The organism is Haloarchaeobius ordinarius (assembly GCF_051801355.1).
GTDB lineage: Archaea > Halobacteriota > Halobacteria > Halobacteriales > Natrialbaceae > Haloarchaeobius.
The window spans coordinates 3301649-3325373 of sequence record NZ_CP196560.1; the positions used below are offsets into that span (position 1 = coordinate 3301649).

A 23725-nucleotide genomic window follows, 5' to 3' on the forward strand; every position below is an offset into this window, starting at 1 on the left:
GCGTCGTACACCCCCGCCGCGGTTAAGCGCTTCCCGTCACTCAGTGGAGCAGTCGGTCAACTCGTCGAGTTTCGCGAAGTAGTCCTCGCGGGGGACCTGGTACACATCCCGCGGGTCTATCTCGCCGTCGGCGAACCGTCGGGCCAACTCGACCGCGCCCGTGACGGCGTCCTCGCGGTTCTCGAACCGGTTCGTCTCCTGAAGCTGGACCTCGGGTTCGAAGTACAGCGTGACGTACCAGTCGCCCGAAACGGCGTCCTCGCGGGAGACGCCCGGCCGGCGGTGGTTCCGGCGACCCCGTGTGAGGTACAGCGTCGGGAGACACGCCGCGGGGAACTGCTCGGAGTCGAACACGTCGGGCCGGTAGGCGAGGATACAGCGGCCGTCGGGCTCCTCGTTCCACACCGTCCAGCCCGCTGGGAGGTCCTCGAAGGTGGTCATTGCGAGCCACTAGTCGAAGCGGGAATATAAATGGCCCATTCGCGTGGTCGGTCTGGGCGACGGTGCAGTGACCGGGGGGAGAACATCCCGTTCGAACGGTCCGTTACCGTCCGGCTCCCAGACCAGTGAGGAGACGAGAAACCGCCGGACATCGTACACCCGAAACGCGACCCCATATAAAGGAGGGGGTCGGCACACCGTGTCGGCAGAACAACGTATAACGTTCTTACGCACTGAAATCGATTCTCTTAAAAGGAGAGTATATACTGGTAAATATTTGTTGGGGTCAAACTTATGCGGCTCCGAATCGGAGTTGTATACACCCCTCGGTATCCCCTACCGACGTGACCGCCCTGCCCTTTCCGGACGCCCCCTCGACATCCACTCGCGTGGGAGGCCCGGCTACACGCCGCAGGGTGGTGAAAGTTCACACATGGCACAATGTTCCGTCGCCACGAGGCGACAGACGCACCTGACGGTGGCGTCGTTCGAGTGGCGACGCGGGGGTGCACCGCCGCCCAGAACGAGCGAATGACGTCGGAGGAATACCGAGCCAGGCGTCCGCCGTGTCGCGCGCGAACCGTGCGACCGGGAGGCGTGCTCGGCACGCGGCGAACACCGAACCTGTCCACGATAGCATGACCGACACCAGAGAATCACTCGCGGAACTGAGCAACGAATACAAGGAGTCGATGCCTTCGGACTTACGAGAGACCAAGTCCTTCGACTGGTACCTCAACGAGCTGTACGAGGACCCACTCGTCGCCCGCAACGCCCACCAGCGCGTGGCCGACATGTTCGACTTCTACGGTACAGAATACGACGAACACGAGGGCATCGTCAAGTACAAACTCGCCACGGAGGACCCGCTCCACGAGGGTGAGAACACCTTCTACGGGAAGGTCATCCACCAGAGCATCCACGAGTTCGTCAACAAGATCAAATCCGGGGCTCGCGGCCTCGGCCCGGAGCGGCGTATCAAACTGCTGCTCGGGCCAGTCGGCTCCGGGAAGTCCCACTTCGACCGGATGTGCCGGAAGTACTTCGAGGACTACACCCTCCGCGAAGAAGGACGGATGTACACCTTCCGGTGGACGAACCTCTGTGACATCGTCGACGACCAGGACCCGGCAGACGACGTGGTCCGGTCGCCGATGAACCAGGACCCACTGGTCCTCATCCCGGAACGTCAGCGCCAGCGCGTGCTCGACGAGCTCAACAAGCTCCACGACGCGCCGTACACCATCCGGAACGAGCAGGCGCTCGACCCCGAATCCGAGTTCTACATGGACAAACTCCTCGAATACTACGAGGACGACCTCCAGTCCGTCCTGGAGAACCACGTCGAGGTCATCCGCCTCATCGCCGACGAGAACAAACGGCAGTGTCTGGAGACCTTCGAGCCCAAAGACAAGAAGAACCAGGACGAGACCGAGCTGACGGGCGACGTCAACTACTCGAAGATCGCCATCTACGGCGAGTCCGACCCGCGGGCGTTCGACTACTCCGGCGCGTTCTGTAACGCGAACCGGGGCATCTTCAGCGGTGAGGAGCTGCTGAAGCTGCAGCGGGAGTTCCTGTACGACTTCCTGCACGCGACGCAGGAGATGACCATCAAGCCGAAGAACAACCCGCGAATCGACATCGACCAGGTCATCGTCGGGCGGACGAACATGCCCGAGTACAAGGACAAGAAGGGCGACGAGAAGATGGAGGCGTTCAACGACCGGACCAAGCGCATCGACTTCCCGTACGTCCTCGGCTACGAGGAGGAGTCGGACATCTACCGCAAGATGCTGAACAACGCGGACGTGCCCGACATCCACGTCGAGCCCCACGCGCTGGAGATGGCCGGTCTGTTCGCCGTCCTCACCCGCATCGAGGAGCCCGACACCGAGACCGTCGAGATGATACAGAAGGCGAAGGCCTACAACGGCGAGATCGACGACGGTGACGACATCGACGTCAAGAAGCTCCGCGAGGAGGCCGAGTCCAAGGCCGAAATCGGCGAAGGCATGGAAGGCGTCTCGCCCCGGTTCATCGGCGACGAGATAGCCGAGGCCATCATGGACTCCAAGCACCGCGGCCGCCAGTTCCTGTCGCCGCTGACCATCTTCAACTTCTTCGAGGAGAACCTGGAACACCACGGGTCGATTCCGGAGGAGAACTTCGAGACGTACTACAGATACCTCGAGATGGTCCGCGAGGAGTACAAGGCCCGCGCCATCGAGGACGTCCGCCACGCGCTGGCGTACGACATCGACGAGATACAGCGCCAGGGTGAGAAGTACATGGACCACGTCATGGCCTACATCGACGACGACACCATCGAGGACGACATCACGGGCCGCGACCAGGAGCCCGACGAGAAGTTCATGCGCTCCATCGAGGAGAACCTCGACATCCCCGAGGACCGCAAGGACGACTTCCGTCAGGAGGTCTCGAACTGGGTCAGCCGTCGCGCCCGCGAGGGGACGACGTTCAACCCGCAGGACAACGAACGCCTCCGCCGCGCCCTCGAACGCAAGCTCTGGGAGGACAAGAAACACAACATCAACTTCAGCGCCCTCGTGTCGGCCAACGAGACCGACGACGACGAACGGAACTCGTGGGTCGACGCGCTCATCGAACAGGGCTACTCGCGTGACGGCGCGAAAGAGGTGCTCGAGTTCGCTGGCGCGGAGGTCGCCAAAGCAGAGATGGAAGACTGATGAGCAGGGGAGACGACTTCGTCACGGCCGGCGACCGCGCCCTCGAAGAGACCTACGAGGGGCCGATGTCGCTCGCCGAGTACGTCGACCGGGTGTTCGAGCAGCCGAGCATCGCCAGCCACGCCTCGAAGTACCTGTTGCAGGCCATCGAGGCGGCCGGTACCCGGACCGTCATCGAAGAGGGTGAACAGAAAGAGCGCTACCGCTTCTTCGACGACCCTCACAACGACGGTGAACACGCCGTCCTCGGCAACACGGAGGTGCTCAACTCCTTCGTGGACGACCTCCGGTCTATCGCGTCCGGCCGCGGCAAACACGAGAAGATCCTGTGGTTCGACGGGCCCACGGCGACGGGCAAGTCCGAGCTGAAGCGCTGTCTCATCAACGGTCTCCGCGAGTACTCGAAGACGACGGAGGGCCGGCGGTACACGGTCGAGTGGAACATCGCCTCCGGCGGTGGTGGCCGCGGCCTGAGCTACGGCGACGACCTCGGCGGCGACGACGAGACGAACTGGTACGAATCGCCCGTTCAGTCGAACCCACTGACGGTGTTCCCGCCGGAGGTCCGCGACGACCTCATCTCGCAGGTCAACGCCACGCTCGACTCGGACGTGCCCATCAACGTGACACAGCGTCTCGACCCGTTCAGCCGCGAAGCGTACGACTACCTGGAGGAGATGTACCGCCGGAAGGGTCGCAAGGACCTCTTCTCGGCTATCGCCGACAGCCGGCACCTCCGGGTGAAGAACTACATCGTCGACGTGGGCAAGGGCGTCGGCGTCCTCCACAGCGAGGACGACGGCACGCCCAAAGAGCGTCTGGTCGGCTCGTGGATGCACGGCATGCTCCAGAAGCTCGACTCACGCGGACGCAAGAACCCGCAGGCGTTCAGCTACGACGGCGTCCTCAGCCAGGGCAACGGCCTGTTGACCATCGTCGAGGACGCGGCCCAGCACGCCGACCTGCTGCAGAAGCTGCTCAACGTCCCCGACGAGGGGACGGTGAAGCTCGACAAGGGCATCGGGATGGACATCGACACGCAGTTGCTCATCATCTCGAACCCCGACCTAGAGGCCCAGCTCAACCAGCACGCCGAACGACAGGGGATGGACCCACTGAAAGCACTCAAGCGCCGGCTCGACAAGCACGAGTTCGCGTACCTGACGAACCTCTCGCTGGAGACCGAACTCATCCGCCGCGAGCTCACCGGCGAGCACACGGTCTGGACGGCCGAGTCGTACGACGACCTGGCCGCGAAGATTCGCCAGCCGGTCACGGTCTCGGTGAAGCAGGCCTCGGGCGAACTCATGGACAGGGAGTTCGCACCACACGCCATCGAGGCCGCCGCGCTCTACAGCGTGGTCACGCGACTCGACGACGACGACCTGCCGACGGGGCTCGACCTCGTCGACAAGGCCATCCTCTTCGACCGCGGCTACCTGCAGGAGGGCGACACCCGGCGGTCGAAAGAGGACTTCGACTTCGACGGGGACTCCGCCGACGGTACCCACGGGATGCCGGTCACCTACACCCGGGACATCCTCGCGGACCTGCTTCACGAGGAGACCGACCGGCACCACCCGGACCTCCACGTCGAGCGCGTCATCATGCCCCGTGACGTGCTCAACGCGCTGGCCGAAGGGCTGGTCGACGCGCCGGTGTTCTCCACCGGTGAGCGCACCGAGTTCGAGGCCCGCGTCGCCGAGGTGAAAAACCACATCTTCGGCGCACAGGAGCAGGACGTCATCGACGCGATGATGCACGACCGCAAGGTCGACGAGGCGACCGTCGCCGAGTACGTCGAGCAGGTGTACGCCTGGGAGACGGACGAACCCATCATCAACGAGCGAGGCGAGCGCGAAGAGCCAGACCCACTGAAGATGAAGATATTCGAGGTCGAACACCTCGGTCGGTTCGAGGAGGACGACTACACCGGCGACCAGCCGAGCGAAGAGGTCGAATCGTTCCGCCGCGAGAAGATAATCACGGCGCTGAACCGCCACGCGTGGGAACACCGCGACGAGGACTTCAGTATCGACAACGTCGACCTCACGGCGATTCCGGTCATCAAGACCGTCCTCGAATCGAACGACTGGGACGACGTGCGTCGAGTGTACGACGACTTCGACCCACGCCAGTGGGACGACCCGCCGAGTGGCACCGAGACGGCCAGCCTCAAGCGCAAGACCATCGAGGCGATGGTCGACCTGCAGGGCTACACGAAGGCCTCGGCCGAACTGACCAGCAGACACGTCATGGGACAGGTGGCATACAGATGGGACTGAAAGACGACCTGGAACGGTTCCGAGAAGTCGGTGAGGAGCGCCGCGAGGACCTCAAGGAGTTCATCCAGTACGGTGAACTCGGCCGCAGTGGCCCCGACGAGGTCCGTATTCCCATCAAGATAGTCGACCTCCCGTCGTTCGAGTACGACCGCCTCGACCAGGGTGGTGTCGGTCAGGGTGACGCCGAGGTGGGCGACCCTGTCGGCCAGCCACAGCCCCAGCCCGGCGAGGGCGAAGAGGGCAAACCCGGCGAGGAGGGCGGCGAACACGAGTACTACGAGATGGACCCCGAGGAGTTCGCAGAGGAACTCGACGAGGAACTCGGGCTCGACCTCGAACCGAAGGGCAAGCGCGTCATCGAGGAGAAGGAAGGACCGTTTACGGACATCACCCGGACCGGTCCCGACTCGACCCTCGACTTCGAGCGCATGTTCAAGGAGGGTCTCAAGCGAAAGCTCGCGATGGACTTCGACGAGAACTTCCTGACCGAAGTGCTCAAAATCGAAGGCTGGGGCCCGAAGAAGGCCTACGAGTGGGCACGCGGCGAGTCCATCCCGGTGTCGAAAGCCTGGCTCGACGACGCCTACGCCAACATCCCCGACGACGAGAAGACGAAGTGGTCCTCCATCGAAGAGGTCGAAGAGAACGTCGAGCGCGAGACCACCTACCAGAAGATTCGACGGGAGGGCATCAAGCACGTCCCGTTCCGCCGCGAGGACGAACGCTACCGCCACCCCGAGATAATCGAAGAGCGCGAGAAGAACGTCGTCGTGGTGAACATCCGCGACGTCTCCGGCTCGATGCGTGAGAAGAAACGCGAACTCGTCGAGCGCGTGTTCACGCCGCTGGACTGGTATCTGACCGGGAAGTACGACAACGCCGAGTTCGTCTACATCGCCCACGACGCGGAGGCCTGGGAGGTCGACCGCGAGGAGTTCTTCGGCATCCGCTCGGGCGGTGGGACGAAGATATCCAGCGCGTACGAACTCGCCGCCCAGCTGCTGGAGGAGTACCCCTGGAGCGAGTGGAACCGGTACGTGTTCGCGGCCGGTGACTCCGAGAACTCCAGCAACGACACCGAAGAGCGAGTCATCCCGATGATGGAGCGCATCGACGCGAACCTCCACGCCTACGTGGAGACCCAGCCGACCGGGACGGCCATCAACGCGACCCACGCCGAGGAGGTCGAATCGCACTTCGCCGGCAGCGACAACGTCGCGGTCGCCTACGTCTCCAGCCCGGAGGACGTGACCGACGCGATATACACCATCCTCTCGACGGAGGGTGATTCAGATGAGTGAAGCAGATAGATTCCGAAAACAGCGAATCGCCGGGGGTCTGCGCGAACCCGTCGAGGAGGCGCGCAACCTCGCCCAGAAGCTCGGGCTCTCGCCGTACGAGGTGAACTACTGGATCGTCGACTACGACGAGATGAACGAACTCATCGCTTACGGCGGCTTCCAGCACCGCTACCCGCACTGGCGCTGGGGCATGCAGTACGACCGCCAGCAAAAGCAGGGCCAGTACAGCGGCGGCAAGGCGTTCGAAATCGTCAACAACGACGACCCGGCACACGCCTTCTTGCAGGAGTCGAACACGCTGGCCGACCAGAAAGCCGTCATCACGCACGTCGAGGCGCACTCGGACTTCTTCGCGAAGAACGAGTGGTTCCAGCTGTTCTCCGGCGGGACGCCCAACGCGGCCGCCATGCTCGAACGCCACGCCCGCGCCATCACGGAGTACATGCAACACCCCGAGGTGGAACGCGCCGAAGTCGAGAAGTGGATAGACAACGCGCTCGCGCTGGAGGACAACATCGACCAGCACAAGCGCTACACGCCGGTCAGCTCGGATAGTCGTGAGGCGGCCCGCGAGGACATCGATCTCGCCGACATCGAGGACAAACTCGACGAACTGGACCTCTCCGAGGAGGTTCGCCGCGAGGTGTTCGACGAGGAGTGGCTGGCGAGACAGGAGGCGGACGAGGGGCCGGCGACGTTCCCGGCCGAGCCCGAGAAGGACCTGCTCGCGTTCCTCCGCATGTACGGCAAGCAGTACGACGACAGCGCCGAGAAGGCGGTCGACATGGAGGAGTGGCAACGGGACGTCCTCGACATGATGCGCGCCGAGGCGTACTACTTCGCCCCCCAGAAGATGACGAAGGTGATGAACGAGGGCTGGGCAGCGTACTGGGAGTCGCTCATGATGGGCAACGAGCGCTTCGCCGGCGACGACGAGTTCATCAACTACGCCGAACACCAGGCTGCCGTCCTCGGTTCGCCCGGCCTGAACCCGTACAAACTCGGCAAGGAGCTCTGGGAGTACATAGAGAACGCCACCAACCGCAAGGAGGTCGTCGAGAAGCTCCTGCGAACGAAGGGAATCACCTGGCGGAACTTCGGCGACGTGGTCGACTTCGCGCAGGTCCGCGAGTTACTCCAGCCGCCGGAGGCGCTGGCCGCAATCGATCCCGAGAACCTCGAGGCGCTGGAGACGCTCCCCGAGTCCTACGTGGACTGGGAGGCGGTCGAACAGGCGAGAGCCGGTGAGATAGACCTCCACAAGTACCCGTGGAAAGTGCTGACCTACGAGGGGCTGTGCCACCGGCACTACTCGCTGGTCAAGCGCCAGAACCGCGGGTTCGTAGAGCGCATCAGCCAGTCCGAACTGGAGCGCATCGGGCGCTACCTGTTCGACGACCAGGTGTACGACTCCGTCGAAGAGGCCCTGGCCGACGTGGACTACTCCCGCGGCTGGGACCGCATGCGCGAGGTGTGCCGGAGCCACAACGACGTGACGTTCATCGACGAGTTCCTGACCCAGGAGTTCATCGACGAGAACGAGTACTTCACGTACGAGTTCTCACACGCCACCGGCCAGTACCGCGTCGCCAGTCAGGACGCAAGCGACGTGAAAAAGAAGCTGCTGTTGCACTTCACGAACTTCGGGAAACCGACCATCGCGGTGTACGACGGCAACTACAACAACCGCAACGAGTTGCTGCTCGGGCACCAGTACAACGGGGTCATGCTGGACGTCAAGCAGGCGAAACAGACGCTCGAACGCGTGTTCGAGCTCTGGGGTCGCCCGGTGAACCTCATGACCATCGTGAAAGAGATATCCGACCACGACCGCGAGGTCGCCCGTCGGCGCAACCGCGAGCCCAAGCCCACCGAACAGGGCAAGCTCATCCGGTTCGACGGCGAGAAGTTCGAGGAAACCGACCTCGCCTGGGAGGAGGTCGAACACCTCTCGGCCGACGACGTGGACTACGACACCAAGCCCGAGGAGTGGCTGGCCTAGGCAGTTCGCGTCGACTCTTTTTCGCACTCGGTCCCGTAGGGAGGGTATGACCGAGACGATATCCGTCGCCGAGTTCCGCGAGCGCCAGCAGTCCGAGGACCTCGTCGTGGTCGACACGCGGGGCACAGAGAGCTTCGAGGGGTGGCGGCTCCCCGACTCCGTGAACTACCCGTACAAGCCCGGCCAGGCGGTCGAGAAGGGCGAGTTCCAGTCGGCTACCGGCGCGAGCGAGGACGACGCCATCGTCACCATCTGTGCCATCGGGAAGTCCTCCTACGCCTTCGCCGAAGAACTGTCGAAACTGGGCTACGACGACGTGGCGGTCCTCGACGGGGGGATGGCGGCTTACAGCGGCGCGTACGACGTGACGGCGGTCCCCACGACGGACGAGAGCATCGAGATAATCCAGCTCCAGCGCCGCGCGAAGGGCTGTCTGGGCTACGTCGTCGGCTGTACCGGGACGAAGCAGGCCGCGGTGGTCGACGCGACCCGCCAGACCGACGAGTTCCGCGAGACCGCGGAGGCGTTCGGGTACGAGGTCGTCGCCGTCTTCGACACCCACGTCCACGCAGACCACGTCTCGGGCGGCCGCGCTCTCGCGGACGAACTCGGCGTCCCGTACTACCTCGGCGAGCGCGCAGCCGAAGACCGCGAGGTCGGCTACGAGTACGTGCCGCTGGCGCGGAACGAAGTCGTGGAGGTGGGCGAGGTCGACCTGAAGGCACTGTACACGCCCGGACACACCTCCGAGTCGGTGAGCTACCTCGTGAACGGCGCGGCCGTCCTGACGGGCGACACCCTGTTCGTGGAGTCCGTGGGCCGGACCGAGTTGCAGTTCTCCGGTGAGGAAGCCGTCGGCGGCGCGGAGTCGCTGTACGACACCCTTCACGGGACGCTGCTCGCCGAACCGGATTCAGTGACGGTGTGTCCGGGCCACTTCCCGGTTGCCGACGACGGCTCGACCCCTATCACGCCTGGTGAACCGGTCGCGGCGTCGATTGGGGAACGTCGGCAGTCCGAAGGGCTTCTTCAGGACGACCGGGACGAGTTTGTCGCCGCAATCACCGACGACCTGCCGGAGAAGCCGCCGAACTACGAGCGCGTCATCGCGGTGAACACCGGGCGGGAGGAACTCGCGGACGAGAAGGAAGCGGTGGAACTGGAACTCGGGCCGAACCGGTGTGCGGCCGAGGAGTGACTAGCAGCGGGAGGAGAGCGGTTACAGGCGTCGGGAGGCGAGCAGGGCGCTGGCGGCGAGCGCGGTGAGGACCGCGGGGACGCCGAAGCCGGGAACGCGTCGGGTTTCGGTGTCCTCGAACTGGATATCGACAGGGTCGCCGCGAGAAGTCTGTGGGGTTGGTTCCCAGGTCGCCGACGTGTGCGTCGGTGGTGCCGGCGTCGCGGACGTGGTCTCCTGCGAGACCGTCGTCGATGTTGTAGTCGCCGTGCCGTTCGACACCAGCGTGAGCCGAGAGATGTCCTGCGCGTCGGACGGTTCCCATCCCTGCCAGGCCAAGAGATCGTACGCGCCGGCTGGTAGCTCACCGAGGTTCGCTGTTTCGTCGGCCAGCGTGGCAGTGTCGTTGCCCACCGCCGAAATCGCTTCACTGCCGCTCTCACCAGTGTCCCACAGCAAGGCGACCGTCCCGTCCTCGTTCCCGTCTTCGAGATGGACGACCGCGACTCGCTCGCCAGTCGAGTCGTCGACGGCCACGGTCCCCCGGTCGGTTCCAGCGAGGCCCACCGGGACGGTGACGACCGACCCGACGTCGGTCCGTATCACCGGGTCCTCGATTCGCGCCAGTCCAGGGTCGACGACGAGCACCGTCAGGTTCGTGCTCACGCTGGCGTTGCCGTCCGGGTCGTCGACGACCAGCCGATACTCGCCGGACTCCCGCGTGCCGAAGTCGACCGACGCCGCTCCCGAGTCGTTCGTCACGACCGTCCGGGTCGCGAGCGACTCGTTCTCCGGGGACTGGAGGACGACCCGCAGTTCGTGATTCGACGGGCCGCCGACTGCTGCGGTCACGTTCCACGCCGTTCCGTTGTGAGGCATCGTCACCTCGATGAAGAGGTCGTCGGGGTCGTCTGCCATCGGGGAGTGGGTGCCACTGGCTACCGGAGTCATCACGCCTGCCAGGAGCAACGCGGCCAGAACTATCGTGAGGGCGTGTCGGGGGGACATAGTTGAACTCTGCTGGGAAATCGTGCTGACGGTGGTGAGTTAGTTCTCCGGTGCTGGTCAGTGCCGGGCCCGCAATCCAACCATCGCGAGCGCCAGGGCCGCCGACAGGACGCCGAATCCGGGTATCTCGCTGCTTCCGGGGTCCTCGGCGAAGGTGAGGTCGCTGGCGGGGACGGTGCTGGTCGACGGTGTAGCAGTCGTCTGTGCGGCCTGGTCCGGCGTCGCCGTGTCGGTCCCGTGGACGATGAGGGTCCGGGTGACCGTGCGGTCCCCGAGCGAGACTTCGACCTCGTAGCTCCCCGGTGCTGGCGGGGCGGTCAATTCGAACGTTCGCTCCGTCGTCCCACTGGCCGGAATCCTGGTCAGGCCGCCATCCGAGTCGATGACGACACCGTTCTCGGCGTCGACGATGCGGGCGGTGACGTTTCGGTAGTCCTCGTCCAGCCCGTCGTGTCGAACCACGACCGAGACGGGGAGGTCGTCTCCCGCTCGAACGTCTTCGAGGACCTGGACGGACTCGATGCTGACCGGCGTCTCGTCGACGACGACGATGCCGTAGTCGTGGGTCTCGCCATCGTGCATCAGCCGATACGCGAGCCGACTCCCGTTCGGGACCGCCGAGAGGTCGACGGTCGTCTGCCACTGGTGCGTTTCGAGTTCCAGTGACTCCTGTGCGAGGACCGACCCGTTTCGTTCGAGCGTCAGCGTCGCGGCGGCACCGAGTTCCAGTCCACTCCATCCACCGAACGTCGCGTCCTTCGTGGGTCGAACGTGGACCGGCCCGTCCTGGGCCAGTTCGAGCTTCGAGAGCCGGACCTCGACACGGTCGCTCGGTCGCGAGTATCCGTCGTCGACGGGATACGAGTCGGGGAGGTAGAGCGTCGTGGAGACGTTCGTATCGTCTGCCTCGTCGGGGACGTCCCACCTCGGCAGGTCGTCGTACAGCAGATATACGACGTCGTCGCTGGCCCCTCGGAGTACCGTCTCCTCGTCCGGGTCCAGCGAGAGGCACCGCCAGGAGAACCGGACCGTCGGCGCTTCGTCGGCCGTGGCGATGTTCGGCGCACGCACCTCCACGACGACGGTCCCGTCGAGGGGAACCGGTTCGACCGGGTCGGCATTACCGCCGCGGAGCGCGGTGTTCGAGACGTTCGGACCGACGCCGTAGGCCAGAATCGAGACGTTTCCGGACTCGTTCTCGGGGACGAAAGCGTCTGTCCCGTCGAACTGCTGGCTCGGCGGACAGACCGGGTCGGTTGGTCCACCCGTCGCTGTCACGGGTGCCGATGCGGGGAGGAGGGCGAGGGTGGCGACCAGCACGACGACGCTGGCCGCTCGGAGGGAGGGTCGCATGGCTGTGTCCCTATTTCTCGAGAACAGACCGATAAGTTTTCTGTTATTTTACGGCCGCCAGTTTACGACCGACTGACGGCACGTGCCGCCAGCAACGATACCGCGACCAGTCCCGCGACCACGCCGAAGCCCGGCTGGCCTTCCTGGGTTCGCGGTGCCAGCGTCGGGTTCGTGTTCGGCGGGTCACCGGTGAGGGTGACGTTCACGTCGCCGGTCAAGGTCCGGTCACCGCCGACGATCGAGACACGGTACGGGTAGGTCCCCTCCGTGAGCGGCCCGGTGTCGACGGGGACCGTCACCGTCGTTCGGGTCTGTGGCGAGAGCGTTATCTGGCGGGTCGTGGTCACCGAATCGAGCGAAACGTTCAGGTCGGCGGTGCCGGACCGCTCGCCCGAGTTCAGGAGCGTGACTGTGAACATGGCGTCACGACCCTCGATGACCGACTCTGGTGCCTCGACGGCCACCACCTCGATGGTCGCCCCGTCCTGTTCGGACCCGGGGGCGAGCACCTGGAAGTCCTGCATCACCCGCTCCTGTGTGACCGCGTATGGGTTCGACTCCGCGACGGTGAACGTCGCGCGGTAGGTCGCCTCGGCCCGAAGCGAACTCGTGTTCGGTGGGAACGCGAGCACGAACACGTCCCGTTGCGGACGGTGGATGAACTCGGCCTCGGTCAGGTCGACCGCCGGGCCACCGTTCGTCTCCTGGATGTGCATCGTGACGCCCTCGGTCCCGCGGCCCGTGAGGTCGGTAATCTCGTCGACGTAGCCGTGGATGCTGGAGTCGTTCACCTCGACGAACAGCCACTCGTCGAGTTCGACTGCGCTGGAGAGCGAGGCCTGTGCGAGGGCGGTCGTCGCGTTCGCCTCGGGTGGCCCTTCGAGCACCTGCAGCGACTGGCCCCGGAGGTGGTCGACCTCCAGGACGACCGAACCGTTGGCGACCTCCTCGTCGTCGTGTGAAATCGAGAAGGGATACCTGCCACGGGGGAGGTGTTCCACCCGCTGGGCCGAGGTCCGTGTCGCGTTCGTCACAGCGTCCAGTCCGGCGGAGACCACCTGGTCGAGGGCGCTGTCTGCGACGACACCGGCGTAGTAGGTGTTCCACGTCAGGAACACGCGGCCGTCCCCGTTCTCGTCGACGACCGTGACCGCGAGCTGGTAGCCGATGGAGTCGTTTCCGAGGGTGACCGTCGCGGTCGTCTCGTCGTCGTCCAGCCGAATCGGTATCACCACGGGGTCGCCCGGCTGGTCGACGATGCGGTCGGGCACGCTCCAGGGCGTCGTGGTCTCGACGGTCCCAGTCCCGCCGGTCGTCGCTGCCGAGAGGCCCACGGCGGGCGTCCAACAGAGGGCGAGCGCGAAGACCACTGTGGCTGTCAGTCGCAACCGCATCTGCGCTATCCCGAAGGGAGTGGTGGTCGACGTAAAAGGTTCGCGTTCCCGCGAGTATGCGAGCGGGTGCTCGCTGCAGCCACGGTGCAGCGGTGTTCCCGCGAGGATGCCTGCGGAACCTGAACAGCCCACGCTCCTCCAGCCAAGCCTCTTGCGACCGGAGGGCCAACGTCTCGTATGCACATCGAACGGTTCAGCGTCGAGACCGACGAGCGGACGACGACCGTGGACGTGACCGAACAGGTCTGGGAGGCGATTCCGGCCGACGCGAGCGGCCTCTGCACTGTCTACGTCCAGCACACGACGGCCGGCGTCGTCTTGCAGGAAGCCGAGTCCGGACTCCGCGAGGACATCGCCCACTTCGTCGAGGGACTGGTGCCCGACGAGGGCTGGCACCACGACCGCATCGACGACAACGCCGACTCCCACCTGCGGGCGGCGGTCCTCGGGTCGGACGTGACCATCCCGGTCGACGAGGGAGAGCCGATGCTCGGGACGTGGCAGTCCGTGCTGTTCGTCGAGTGCGACGGCCCGCGGACCCGAAACGTGGTCGTCGCTGTCACGGGGGCTAACTAGTCCGGGAGTCGGTACAAGCGGGAACGAATCCTAGAGGTGGTATGACACAGACGGCGCTCGTCTGGTTTCGACGGGACCTGCGCTGCCACGACAATCCGGCACTGGTGGCAGCGTCAGAAGCGGACGCGCTACTGCCGGTCTACTGTTTCGACCCGCGCGAGTTCGGCAAACGGGAGTACGGTGGGCCGGACTCGTTCTCGTACGAGAAGACCGGCGGCTTTCGGACCAGATTTCTCACCGAGAGCATCACCAACCTCCGAACGCGACTCCGGGAACACGGCAGTGACCTGCTGGTCCGTGAGGGGCGACCAGAGGCGGTGCTCCCCGAGGTCGCGGCGGCCCACGGTGTCGACGACCTCCACCTCCACACGTACCCGACGAGCGAGGAGCAGGCCGTCGAATCGGCCGTGGCGGAGCACCTCCAGGAAGCAGGTGTCGAGGGACACTCGCACTGGGGGCACACACTCTATCACGTCGACGACCTGCCGACCGACCCGCAGGCCATCGACGACACGTTCACGCCGTTCCGGAAGGCCGTCGAAGCCGAATCCACGGTTCGCGACCCGCTTCCCGTGCCCGACCTGCCCCCGCTGCCGTCGTCCGTCACGGAGCAGGAGCTCGGCGACGTGCCGACCGCCCCGCACGGGACCGAGCCGGCCACCGCCGACGACCGGGGGGCACTGGCCTTCGAGGGTGGGGAAACCCGGGCGCTGGAGCGCGTCGAAGCGTACCTCTGGGAGGGTGACCACCTGCGGGAGTACAAAGAGACACGGAACGGCCTCGTGGGGGCCGACTACTCCTCGAAGTTCTCGCCGTGGCTGGCCCTGGGCTGTCTCTCGCCGCGGTACGTCTACGACGAGGTCACACGCTACGAAGTCGAGCGCGTGGCGAACGACTCGACGTACTGGCTCGGCTTCGAACTGTGCTGGCGCGACTTCTTCCAGTTCCAGTTCCGCAAACACGGGAGCCAGCACTTCCGGCGCGAGGGAATCAGGAACCGGGCCGACAGCCGCTGGCTCTGGGACGACCAGCGGTTCCGACTCTGGGCGACCGGCCAGACCGGCATCCCGTTCGTCGACGCCGCGATGCGTGAACTGAACGAGACGGGGTACGTGAGCAACCGCGCCCGCCAGAACGCCGCCTCCTTCCTCGCGAACAACCTGCGACTCGACTGGCGGCGCGGCGCGGCCTACTTCGAGACGAAACTGGTCGACTACGACCCCTGCTCGAACTACGGGAACTGGGCGTACATCGCGGGCGTCGGTAACGACTCGCGGGACAGGTACTTCGATATCCTCTGGCAGGCGAACCGGTACGACCCCGACGCCGAGTACGTAAAGCGGTGGATTCCCGCACTGGACTCGCTGCCCGCCGAGTACGCTCACGAGCCGTGGACCGTGCCACGACACCAGCGTCGCGAGCACGGCCTCGAACTCGGTACCGACTACCCGGAACCGATGGTCCGCCTCGACCGAACCTACGACCACCCCGAGTAGGCGTCCACCGAGACGAGACAGCCCGACAGGGCTGCTGTTCAGTCCAGTATTCCGCTCCGGTCAGAGGTGACGCCGTCGACCCCCCGGAGGTCGAGCAGTCTGGCGATGGCCGCGTGGCGGATGGTCCAGACGTTCACCTCCAGGCCAGCGTCGTGGGCTCGCTCGACCAGTCGCGACAGCAGACAGAGACGGTAGTGCGGGTGGACGAACGAACAGCCGAGGTCGCGGGCGGTCGAGACGGGACGGTCCCGGAACCGGTCGGTGAGGTACGCGGTCGGGACCGACGGGTCGGCCTCGCGCATCTCTCGCAGGGCAGCCTCCTGAAACGACGAGACCATCGCGTCCCCCTCGTGGTCGGCGAGCAAGGCAGCCACGTCGGCCGCCAGTCCGGTCTCCTTGAGTTCGACGTTGATGCCCACGTCCGCGGGAAGTACGTCGAGTACCTGCGACAGCGACGGAACGCCGTCTCCGGAGCCGAGGACCGTCAGTCCCTGCAGGTCGGCGAAGGAGTGGGCCGAAACCGGTCCGCGCCCGTCGGTGACCCGGTCGACGGTCTCGTCGTGGTGGACGACGACGTCGCCGGAGGCGCACCGCCGAACGTCGACCTCGACGACGTCGGCACCGGCCGACACGGCGTGTTCGACGGCAGCGACGGTGTTCTCGGGGGCCTCGGACGCGAACCCACGATGCGCAATCAGTCGCACGACTGGAACGTCGTGGGCGAACGGTTTACACGTTACTCCTGTAACCAGCCGACGCCGGCCACCTCACTCGCCCGCCGGAGACGGTGTGGGTGCCAGAGGCCGGCTCCAACCGCTAGCAACGGTCTTCTACGTCGCCTGCCAACACTACACTATGAACCCGGTCCGGGTCTGTCTCGCCGACGGGTCCGGAGAGGAGTGGGTCGAACGGGTGTCGACCACACTCGCCGACCAGGGACGCTACGACGTATTCCTGACGACGACGCTCTCCGAGACACTGTCGACCATCGACGAGCGTGTCCACTGTCTGGTGGTCGGGACCACCCTGGACGGTGACGAGGGCATCGACCTGCTCGACGCTCTGGCCGGTGGAACCGTCACGGGCGAGAGCGACGACTGCGTGAGCGTGTTCGTCGCGGACGACGACGACGTCGCACGCGAGGCACTGACGAGAGGCGTCACCGAGGTGCTGTCGACGCGGACGGTCGTCGACGACCCGGACGTGCTCGTGCGGCGACTGGTTCGACACCTCTCGCCGGAGCGACGACCGACGAGCGACGTGGTCGGCGAGGTCGCGACGGCACTCGTGGATGCGACGACCGGGGCCGAAGTGCTCGCGGCGACCTGTGACGCGCTGGTCGGCTGCCAGGCCTGTGACGGGTCGTGGGCGCTGCTCGTCGACGGCGAAACCGGGGCGACCGCGGGAACCGTCACGACCGTCCCCGCCGACGCGACCGACCAGTTCACGGCCACGAGGGAACGCGTCGGTGTCGGTGTGTCGGTAGACGGCACGTCGGTGGAGAGCGTCTCGGTCGACGGTGACGCCGTCGTCTCTCTCGCCACCGAGACGGACCCGCTCGGCGTCCTCGTGCTCTCGGGCGAACGGGTCGCACCTCCGACGCTGGACGCCCTCGGCCGCGTCGTCACTCATGCCCTGGTGCAGACCAGACAGCTGGCAGACCTCCGTGCCACCGAGCGGCGGCTGGGAGCGGTCGTCGATTCGATTCCGGACCTCGTCACCATCAAGACCCCCGACGGGAGACACGTGTTCGTCAACGCGGCTGCCGCGGTGGCGGACGGACCGGGGAGAGACGGCATCCTGGGGAAGCGGCTCGAAGACCTCGTCGACGAGGACGCAGCGGCCGAAGCGTGGGCACACGACGAACGGGCGATGCAGACCGGTGAGACCATCACCTCCGAGGTCACCCTCCGGGTCGACGGACGACCCTATCGATACGAGGTCACGCACGCGGCGCTGTACGACGAGGCCGGCGCGGTCGAGGGCGTCATCAACGTCGGGGCCGACGTGACCGAAGAGCGCCGGAACGCCGAACGGCTCTCGGCGTTGTACCGGGGAAACGAACGGTTACTCCTCACCGAATCGCCGACCGAAGTGGCCGAACTCGCGGTCGAACTGTTCGCGGACGTGCTCGACTACTCCCTGACGTGTGTGTACGACTTCGACCCGCAGCGCGACGAACTCGTCCCCCTGGCGTGGTCTGACGACCTCGTGGCAGTCGCCGGTGACCCGGAGCCGATTCCCCACGACGACGGGGTGGCCTGGCAGGCGTTCGTGGGCGACGAGGTGCGCACCGACGTGACCGAGATTACGTCGTCGGGCGACCGCGTCCCGTGGGGTGACTTCGTCCTGCCGCTGGGCCGTCACGGCGTCGTCGTCGTCGGGACGACCGACGAGACGCTCCCACCCCAGGACGAGGCACTCGGGAAGGTTCTCGCAGCGACGGTCGAGACGATGCTCGACCGCCTCGACCGCGTCGAAGCACTCCGTGACCGGGAGGCAGCGCTCGCCCGCCAGAACGAACGCCTCGACGAGTTCGCGAGCGTCGTCAGTCACGACCTCCGGAACCCGCTCTCTATCGCCAAGACGTACCTCTCGCTGGCCGAGGCCGACGAGGACGCGGATTACACGACCGAAATCGCGACCGCCCTGGACCGGATGGACGAGCTGGTGACCGACGTGCTCGAACTGGCCCGGCAGGGCCGCGTCCTCGGTGAGACCGAGCCGCTTGACCTCGCCGCCGTCGCGACGATTTCCTGGAGCGTCGTCGACACCGCGGGCGCGTCACTATCGCTCGCGGACGACCTGGGTACCATCGACGCCGACCAGGTACGTTTGCAACAGCTCTTCGAGAACCTGTTCCGTAATTCGGTCGAACACGGTGGGCCCGACCACAGGGGTGAGTTGGCGACCGAGCAGCTCACCGTCAGGGTCGGCCGGCTCGACCCCCCGGACGTCGGTTTCTTCGTCGAAGACGACGGCGTCGGCATCCCACCGGACCAGCGCGAGGCGGTCTTCGAACGGGGTGTCACGGGGTCGAGCGACGGGACCGGGTTCGGCCTCGCCATCGTCGCCCTCATCGTCGACGCCCACGGCTGGGAGCTAGACCTCGTCTCCGGCACGGACGGCGGTGCGCGTTTCGAAATCCGAACGAAACCTCGTACAGAACGATAGAAACGTTCCTTCCCGTTCTAATTTGTCTACGTTTATTAACGAAACGTGGCCGTAACATCTTTCACTGTCGTCCAGATTGAGTATACATCACATCGTGTCATCGACGACCTCACGCACCGACTCGTTGCTGGTCGCGTTCTCCGCGGCGGCTCTCGTCGTCGTCACCGTCGCGGCGTTCGAGCAGACCGTCTCGCGAATCTACCTCCTCAACTTCTCGCTCGGCGGCCCGAACGCGACCGCCCTGTTGCTGTTCCTGCTGGCGACCGCGTGGATTCTCCCGGTCGTCGATGCGACCGGCGCGCGTCGAGACACGCTCCTCGCGGTCGGGTCGCTGACGGTGCCAGTGCTGGTTGCGGTCTCGATGGTCACCCCACCAGCACAGGCGGCTCTGGCGACCCTGGGCGTCCAGTTCGTCGTACTGCCGCTGTTCGTCGTCGCGCTCCGTCGCTCACCCGAGAGCGTGACACCGGGTGTCGTGACGGGACTGCTCGTGTTGGTCGCCGCCAGGAACGCACTCGGCGGGTCGCCAGCCTACGCGACGACCGTCGGACAGGGGCTCCTGCTCGCGGTCGCGGTGGGGGTCACAGCATCGACCGTGTGGCAGGTCCGTGATGGTCTCCCGGCCGAATCTGTCGACACCGTCGACCTCGGCCCGCTGGCGCTGTTCGTCTTCGTCGAAGCTGCCTTCCTCGGGACACCATCGGTCCTCGCGACCTGGCAACTTCGGTCGTACGAACTCACCGCCGGTGCCGCGGTGGCCGGACTGGTGGTCGGGACCGGGTACCTCGCCCTGCGCGGCGTCCCCGGGCGACGGACGAGCCCCCTTCTGGGCGGGCTCTTCTTGCTCTCGCTGGCGGACCTCCTCTGGCTCGACCTGGTCGGCCCACTCGCCGCCTTGCCAGCACAGGCGCTCGCGGTCGGCCTACTCGCGCAGGGCGTGGCGGGTGCGCGGGCGTCCTCGCGGGGATGGCCGGCGACGCTCGGCCTGCAGTTTCTCGCCGTCGTGGTGCTCTTCCTCCACGTCTCCGCCCTGAACGCGGAGTACATGCCCGGGCCCGTGTTCGCACTGACCCACGGCCGGGCGGCACACTTCCTGTTCGTTCTGGGTGCCCTGCTCCCGCTTGCGGTGCTCGCGCAGGGCCTCCGCGTCAGCCACGGGTTCCGGGAGCCCGCCAGCGGACAGCAGCCGACGCCGGACCCCGTCCGACGCTCGGCCATGACCGCCGTCGGGGCGGCCGCGCTCGGTGCCGGGACGCTCTCGCTGTCCAGCCGGACCGGGTCCGCCAGCGCACCCGACGGAACCGAAGTGACGGCGATGACCTACAACGTCCACCAGTTCCTCGCGGGCGACCGCGGTGAGTACAACCTCGACGAGGTGCTTGGCGTCATCGAGCAAAGCGGCGCACACGTCGTCGGCCTGCAGGAGTCGGAGGGCAACCGCATCACCTCTGGTAACGTCGACGGTGTCCGCTGGCTGGCCGACCGACTCGGCTATCACTACCACTACGGTGCGCCCACGTCGGCCGCGAGTTACGGCGTCGCCATACTCTCAGTCTGGCCGGTCGTCGACAGCGAGGTCGTCTCGCTCCCGACGTACCAGTCGCCGCCTCGGCTCGCGCTTCGAGTGACGCTCGACACGCCTGCTGGAGACCTCCCGGTGGTCGTGACCCACCTCCAGACGCAACAGGAAGGGACGCCAGAAGCCATCGAGATGCAAGGCGAGGAGGCGAACGCGGTGGTCGAACTGGCTGGCACCGACGCGGACGCCGTCGTCCTCGGTGACTTCAACGTCGAACCCGGTACCGACCCGGCCTACACCGTCATGGCCGACTCCTTCTCCGACGCGTGGGTCGCCGCCGGAAACGCAGAACAGGGCGGTGGGACCTGGCCCGCCGCCGACCCGACCATGCGCATCGACTACGTCTGGACGGCCGACGGCTGGTCGGTCACCGACGCGGCCGCCCACGGCGACGGCGAGGACTCCGACCACCGCGCCGTGACGGCGACACTCAGGCGATGACCGAACCGCTTCGGGGGCGACCCGCTGATAAAGTCCCCCACCCATCCGTCTGAATCCTTAGGTGAACAGCGTGTGAGCTAGTGCCATATGCAGATAACCGGCGTCACCCAGCACCACCTGAGCCACCCGCTGGACGGGTCGTTCCAGCCCACGTGGATTCCGGGCTACCCGCAGTCGAGCCACGAGGTGGAGCTGTTCGAGGTCGAGACGGACGACGGCATCACCGGCATCACGGCGAGTCCGAGTTTCGCCGGCGGACTGGCGTACGAGACACCACTGTCGCTGTTTCTGACGGGTGAAGACCCCCACGACGTCGATTCGATTCGTCGCAAACTCCAGAGCATCGACCTCATCGGGCCGCGCCCGTGGCACATCGAACTCGCGCTCTGGGACATCATCGGGAAGGCAGCCGACAAGCCAGTGTACGAGATTCTGGGCGGGAGCGACGACCCGATTCCGTGCTACGCCAGCACCGGCGAGGTGCAGGACCCAAAAGAGCGCATCGAGTACATCCAGGACCGGGTCGACGAGGGGTTCCAGGCGGTGAAGCTGCGTGTGACCCGGACCGACGACATCGATATCGTCCGCGAGATTCGTGACGCGTTTCCGGACCTGCCCCTGATGGTCGACGCCAACAAGGGCTGGGCGGTCCGCATCATGCAGGAGGAGGAACGCTGGTCGTACAAGGACGCCCTGCGCTTCGCCCGCGACCTGGAGGACGTGGGCGGCATCGAGTGGCTGGAGGAGCCCCTGCCCCGGCACGAGTACGACAACTACGCCCGGCTCCGGGAGGCGACGACGGTGCCCATCGCCGGCGGCGAGTTCAACAACGGCCTGCATCACTTCCACGAGTTTCTCGACCGCGGGGCGCTCGACGTGGTCCAGCCCGATGCCGCGCTGGCGACCGGGATTCGCGGTGGCGTGAACGTCGCCTCCCGGGCCGCCGACCACGGCGTCGAGTTCGTCCCGCACACCTGGACGAACGGTATCGGCTTCGCGGCGAACCTGCACGTGATGGCCGTCGCCGGGTCGCCGTGGTGTGAGTTCCCGATGGAGCCGCCGTGGGATTGTGAGGCGCGTGACTTCCTGCTGGAGGAGACGCTCGACCACGACGACGGGTACGTGACGCCACCGGACGGACCGGGACTTGGAATCTCGCTCGACCGGGAGGTGCTTCCGGAATGAGCCTCCCCGAAGACGTGGTCGAGAAACACCGACGCGTCGCCACAGAGGCGATTCCCGAGGACGAGTACGGCCACCTCGTCGGCGGCGAGTGGGTCGAAAGCGGGTCTGGCGAGACCACCGCGACCACGGACGCGACGACGGGCGAGGAGCTCGCACGATTCCAGCAGGGCACCCGTGAAGACGTCGACCGTGCCGTGGCGGCCGCCCAGACGGCCTTCGAGGGGTCGTGGGGGGAGAAGACGCCCCAGCAGCGCGCCGAGTTACTCCACGAGATTGCCGACGAACTCGAAGCCCAGAAGGCCCGCATCGCCCGGCTGGACAGCCTCGAAGTGGGCAAGCCGAACAAGCACTCGCTGTTCGTCGACACGACCATCCTCATCGACCAGTTCCGGCACTTCGCCAGCCTCGCCCGGACCGCCGACGAGGGACGGGTGCCACCGTCCGGCGACGACAAGCTCATCCACACCAGACAGGAGCCCTTCGGCGTCGTCGGCTGCATCAGCGCGTGGAACTTCCCGGCGATGTTCGTCGCCTGGAAGCTCGGACCCGCTCTCGCGGCGGGCAACAGCGTCGTCTACAAGCCGTCCTCGCGGGCGGTGCTCTCGACGCTGGAGATCGCGAAGATAGTCGACCGGGTGCTCCCGCCCGGCGCACTGAACGTGGTGACTGGTGCCGGGAGCGTGGTCGGCGACGCCATCACCGGCCACGAGGGCGTCGGGAAGGTGAGTCTGACTGGCGGGACCGGCGCGGGACAGGCCGCGATGCGGAACGCGGCCGAGCACATCCACCCCGTCTCGCTGGAGTTGGGCGGCAAGAGCCCGAACATCGTCTTTCCCGACGCGGACCTCGACGAGGCCGTCGAAGGGACGCTCGTGAGCATCTTCTTCAACCAGGGTCAGCAGTGTACCGCCGGTTCGCGGCTGTTCCTTCACGAGGATGTGAGAGAGGAGTTCATGGAGCGGTTCGCGGCCCGCGTCGAGGAGCTGACCGTCGGCGACCCGCTCTCGCCCCTGACCGATATCGGGCCGATGGTGGACTTCGACCACCAGGCGGAGGTGCAGGACCACGTCGAGACCGCGAAGGCCGAGGGCGCGAGTGTCCTGCTGGAGAAGCCGGTTCCCGGGGAACTCGCGGATGCGCCGTTCGTTCCTCCCGTCGTCTTCGGCAACGTGGACGACGACTCGCAACTCTCGTGTGACGAGGTGTTCGGCCCGGTGCTGGCGGTGTTCGAGTTCGGAAGTACGGAAGAAGTCGTCGAGCGCGCCAACGACACCGAGTATGGGCTTGCGGCCGGGGTCTGGACCGCCGACCTGAACACGGCCCACGAGGTCTCGCGCGACCTCGAAGCCGGGATGGTCTGGGTGAACACCTACAACGACATGTTCGAGCCCGCACCGTATGGCGGCTACAAGCAGTCCGGTATCGGCCGCGAGCTGGCGGTCGAGGCCATGGAAGCCTACCAGCAGACGAAGACGGTGAAGATGAGCTTCGGCGACATCCCGAACCTGGGCTGAGGCTGGTTGGGGTGTGGTTTCTGCGGCTCCCGAGCGACAGCACCGGCCATTTTTATAATATTTAATCATTACATTTAAGCTGCTATAC

The 23725-nt window shown here is 66.0% G+C and carries 16 protein-coding genes; 11 read left to right on the forward strand and 5 right to left on the reverse strand.

The window, feature by feature from the left end; translation table 11 throughout:
- Positions 1 to 36: 36 nt before the first annotated feature.
- Complete coding sequence (locus ACSC1R_RS17215) at positions 37 to 441, reverse strand: DUF5820 family protein (RefSeq protein ID WP_439026952.1); 405 nt, start codon at positions 439 to 441, stop codon at positions 37 to 39.
- A gap of 638 nt (positions 442 to 1079) precedes the next feature.
- Between ACSC1R_RS17215 and ACSC1R_RS17220 the strand changes: the two genes are divergently transcribed.
- Genes ACSC1R_RS17220 through ACSC1R_RS17240 form a run of 5 tightly spaced genes read left to right on the forward strand, consistent with a single transcriptional unit; the run spans position 1080 to position 9938 of the window.
- On the forward strand, positions 1080 to 3152 hold the full coding sequence (locus ACSC1R_RS17220; protein ID WP_439026953.1) for a PrkA family serine protein kinase: 2073 nt from the start codon (positions 1080 to 1082) through the stop codon (positions 3150 to 3152).
- Positions 3152 to 5437 (forward strand): PrkA family serine protein kinase, encoded by a 2286-nt coding sequence (locus tag ACSC1R_RS17225; RefSeq protein WP_439026954.1) that lies wholly within the window; start codon positions 3152 to 3154, stop codon positions 5435 to 5437. The genes ACSC1R_RS17220 and ACSC1R_RS17225 overlap by 1 nt, the downstream gene beginning before the upstream one ends.
- Positions 5428 to 6738 carry a YeaH/YhbH family protein gene (locus ACSC1R_RS17230; protein WP_439026955.1) on the forward strand — a complete coding sequence of 437 codons (1311 nt, stop codon included), beginning with the start codon at positions 5428 to 5430 and terminating at the stop codon, positions 6736 to 6738. Before ACSC1R_RS17225 ends, ACSC1R_RS17230 begins: the two co-directional genes overlap by 10 nt.
- Positions 6731 to 8740, forward strand: coding sequence for a SpoVR family protein (locus ACSC1R_RS17235; protein WP_439026956.1), 2010 nt, complete (start codon positions 6731 to 6733; stop codon positions 8738 to 8740). The genes ACSC1R_RS17230 and ACSC1R_RS17235 overlap by 8 nt, the downstream gene beginning before the upstream one ends.
- A gap of 46 nt (positions 8741 to 8786) precedes the next feature.
- On the forward strand, positions 8787 to 9938 hold the full coding sequence (locus ACSC1R_RS17240; RefSeq protein WP_439026957.1) for an MBL fold metallo-hydrolase: 1152 nt from the start codon (positions 8787 to 8789) through the stop codon (positions 9936 to 9938).
- A gap of 21 nt (positions 9939 to 9959) precedes the next feature.
- Here the strand turns inward: ACSC1R_RS17240 and ACSC1R_RS17245 are convergent, their stop codons facing one another.
- The 3 genes from ACSC1R_RS17245 to ACSC1R_RS17255 all read right to left on the reverse strand — a co-directional run bounded on the left by ACSC1R_RS17245 (position 9960) and on the right by ACSC1R_RS17255 (position 13672).
- Positions 9960 to 10835: a DUF7827 domain-containing protein gene (locus ACSC1R_RS17245; protein ID WP_439026958.1), complete on the reverse strand. Its 876-nt coding sequence runs from the start codon at positions 10833 to 10835 to the stop codon at positions 9960 to 9962.
- A 147-nt stretch (positions 10836 to 10982) separates the two neighbouring features.
- The gene (locus ACSC1R_RS17250) at positions 10983 to 12278 is read right to left on the reverse strand and encodes a hypothetical protein (protein ID WP_439026959.1); all 1296 of its coding nucleotides are present in this window, start codon (positions 12276 to 12278) and stop codon (positions 10983 to 10985) included.
- Positions 12279 to 12340: 62 nt separating this feature from the next.
- A complete protein-coding gene (locus tag ACSC1R_RS17255; protein WP_439026960.1) occupies positions 12341 to 13672 on the reverse strand; it encodes a DUF7827 domain-containing protein in 1332 nt (443 codons plus the stop codon).
- A 177-nt stretch (positions 13673 to 13849) separates the two neighbouring features.
- Here ACSC1R_RS17255 and ACSC1R_RS17260 point away from each other — a divergent pair, with 177 nt between their 5' ends.
- Positions 13850 to 14248: a secondary thiamine-phosphate synthase enzyme YjbQ gene (locus ACSC1R_RS17260; protein ID WP_439026961.1), complete on the forward strand. Its 399-nt coding sequence runs from the start codon at positions 13850 to 13852 to the stop codon at positions 14246 to 14248.
- A gap of 41 nt (positions 14249 to 14289) precedes the next feature.
- A complete protein-coding gene (locus ACSC1R_RS17265; protein ID WP_439026962.1) occupies positions 14290 to 15744 on the forward strand; it encodes a DASH family cryptochrome in 1455 nt (484 codons plus the stop codon).
- A gap of 38 nt (positions 15745 to 15782) precedes the next feature.
- Here the strand turns inward: ACSC1R_RS17265 and ACSC1R_RS17270 are convergent, their stop codons facing one another.
- Complete coding sequence (locus tag ACSC1R_RS17270) at positions 15783 to 16448, reverse strand: glycerophosphodiester phosphodiesterase (protein WP_439026963.1); 666 nt, start codon at positions 16446 to 16448, stop codon at positions 15783 to 15785.
- Between the two features lie 151 nt (positions 16449 to 16599).
- Here ACSC1R_RS17270 and ACSC1R_RS17275 point away from each other — a divergent pair, with 151 nt between their 5' ends.
- From ACSC1R_RS17275 to ACSC1R_RS17290, 4 genes are all read left to right on the forward strand, one after another.
- Positions 16600 to 18918, forward strand: a complete 2319-nt coding sequence (locus ACSC1R_RS17275; RefSeq protein WP_439026964.1) for a PAS domain-containing protein — start codon at positions 16600 to 16602, stop codon at positions 18916 to 18918.
- A gap of 94 nt (positions 18919 to 19012) precedes the next feature.
- Positions 19013 to 20938: an endonuclease/exonuclease/phosphatase family protein gene (locus tag ACSC1R_RS17280; RefSeq protein ID WP_439026965.1), complete on the forward strand. Its 1926-nt coding sequence runs from the start codon at positions 19013 to 19015 to the stop codon at positions 20936 to 20938.
- Positions 20939 to 21025: 87 nt separating this feature from the next.
- Complete coding sequence (locus tag ACSC1R_RS17285) at positions 21026 to 22123, forward strand: mandelate racemase/muconate lactonizing enzyme family protein (RefSeq protein ID WP_439026966.1); 1098 nt, start codon at positions 21026 to 21028, stop codon at positions 22121 to 22123.
- A complete protein-coding gene (locus ACSC1R_RS17290; RefSeq protein ID WP_439026967.1) occupies positions 22120 to 23637 on the forward strand; it encodes an aldehyde dehydrogenase family protein in 1518 nt (505 codons plus the stop codon). Before ACSC1R_RS17285 ends, ACSC1R_RS17290 begins: the two co-directional genes overlap by 4 nt.
- Positions 23638 to 23725: the final 88 nt, after the last annotated feature.

Coding starts and splice junctions, on each gene's coding strand:
- ACSC1R_RS17215 (WP_439026952.1), bottom strand. CDS start 441: ATGACCACCTTCGAGGACCTCCCAGCGGGCTGGACGGTGTGGAACGAG.
- ACSC1R_RS17220 (WP_439026953.1), top strand. CDS start 1,080: ATGACCGACACCAGAGAATCACTCGCGGAACTGAGCAACGAATACAAG.
- ACSC1R_RS17225 (WP_439026954.1), top strand. CDS start 3,152: ATGAGCAGGGGAGACGACTTCGTCACGGCCGGCGACCGCGCCCTCGAA.
- ACSC1R_RS17230 (WP_439026955.1), top strand. CDS start 5,428: ATGGGACTGAAAGACGACCTGGAACGGTTCCGAGAAGTCGGTGAGGAG.
- ACSC1R_RS17235 (WP_439026956.1), top strand. CDS start 6,731: ATGAGTGAAGCAGATAGATTCCGAAAACAGCGAATCGCCGGGGGTCTG.
- ACSC1R_RS17240 (WP_439026957.1), top strand. CDS start 8,787: ATGACCGAGACGATATCCGTCGCCGAGTTCCGCGAGCGCCAGCAGTCC.
- ACSC1R_RS17245 (WP_439026958.1), bottom strand. CDS start 10,835: ATGGCAGACGACCCCGACGACCTCTTCATCGAGGTGACGATGCCTCAC.
- ACSC1R_RS17250 (WP_439026959.1), bottom strand. CDS start 12,278: ATGCGACCCTCCCTCCGAGCGGCCAGCGTCGTCGTGCTGGTCGCCACC.
- ACSC1R_RS17255 (WP_439026960.1), bottom strand. CDS start 13,672: ATGCGGTTGCGACTGACAGCCACAGTGGTCTTCGCGCTCGCCCTCTGT.
- ACSC1R_RS17260 (WP_439026961.1), top strand. CDS start 13,850: ATGCACATCGAACGGTTCAGCGTCGAGACCGACGAGCGGACGACGACC.
- ACSC1R_RS17265 (WP_439026962.1), top strand. CDS start 14,290: ATGACACAGACGGCGCTCGTCTGGTTTCGACGGGACCTGCGCTGCCAC.
- ACSC1R_RS17275 (WP_439026964.1), top strand. CDS start 16,600: ATGAACCCGGTCCGGGTCTGTCTCGCCGACGGGTCCGGAGAGGAGTGG.
- ACSC1R_RS17285 (WP_439026966.1), top strand. CDS start 21,026: ATGCAGATAACCGGCGTCACCCAGCACCACCTGAGCCACCCGCTGGAC.
- ACSC1R_RS17290 (WP_439026967.1), top strand. CDS start 22,120: ATGAGCCTCCCCGAAGACGTGGTCGAGAAACACCGACGCGTCGCCACA.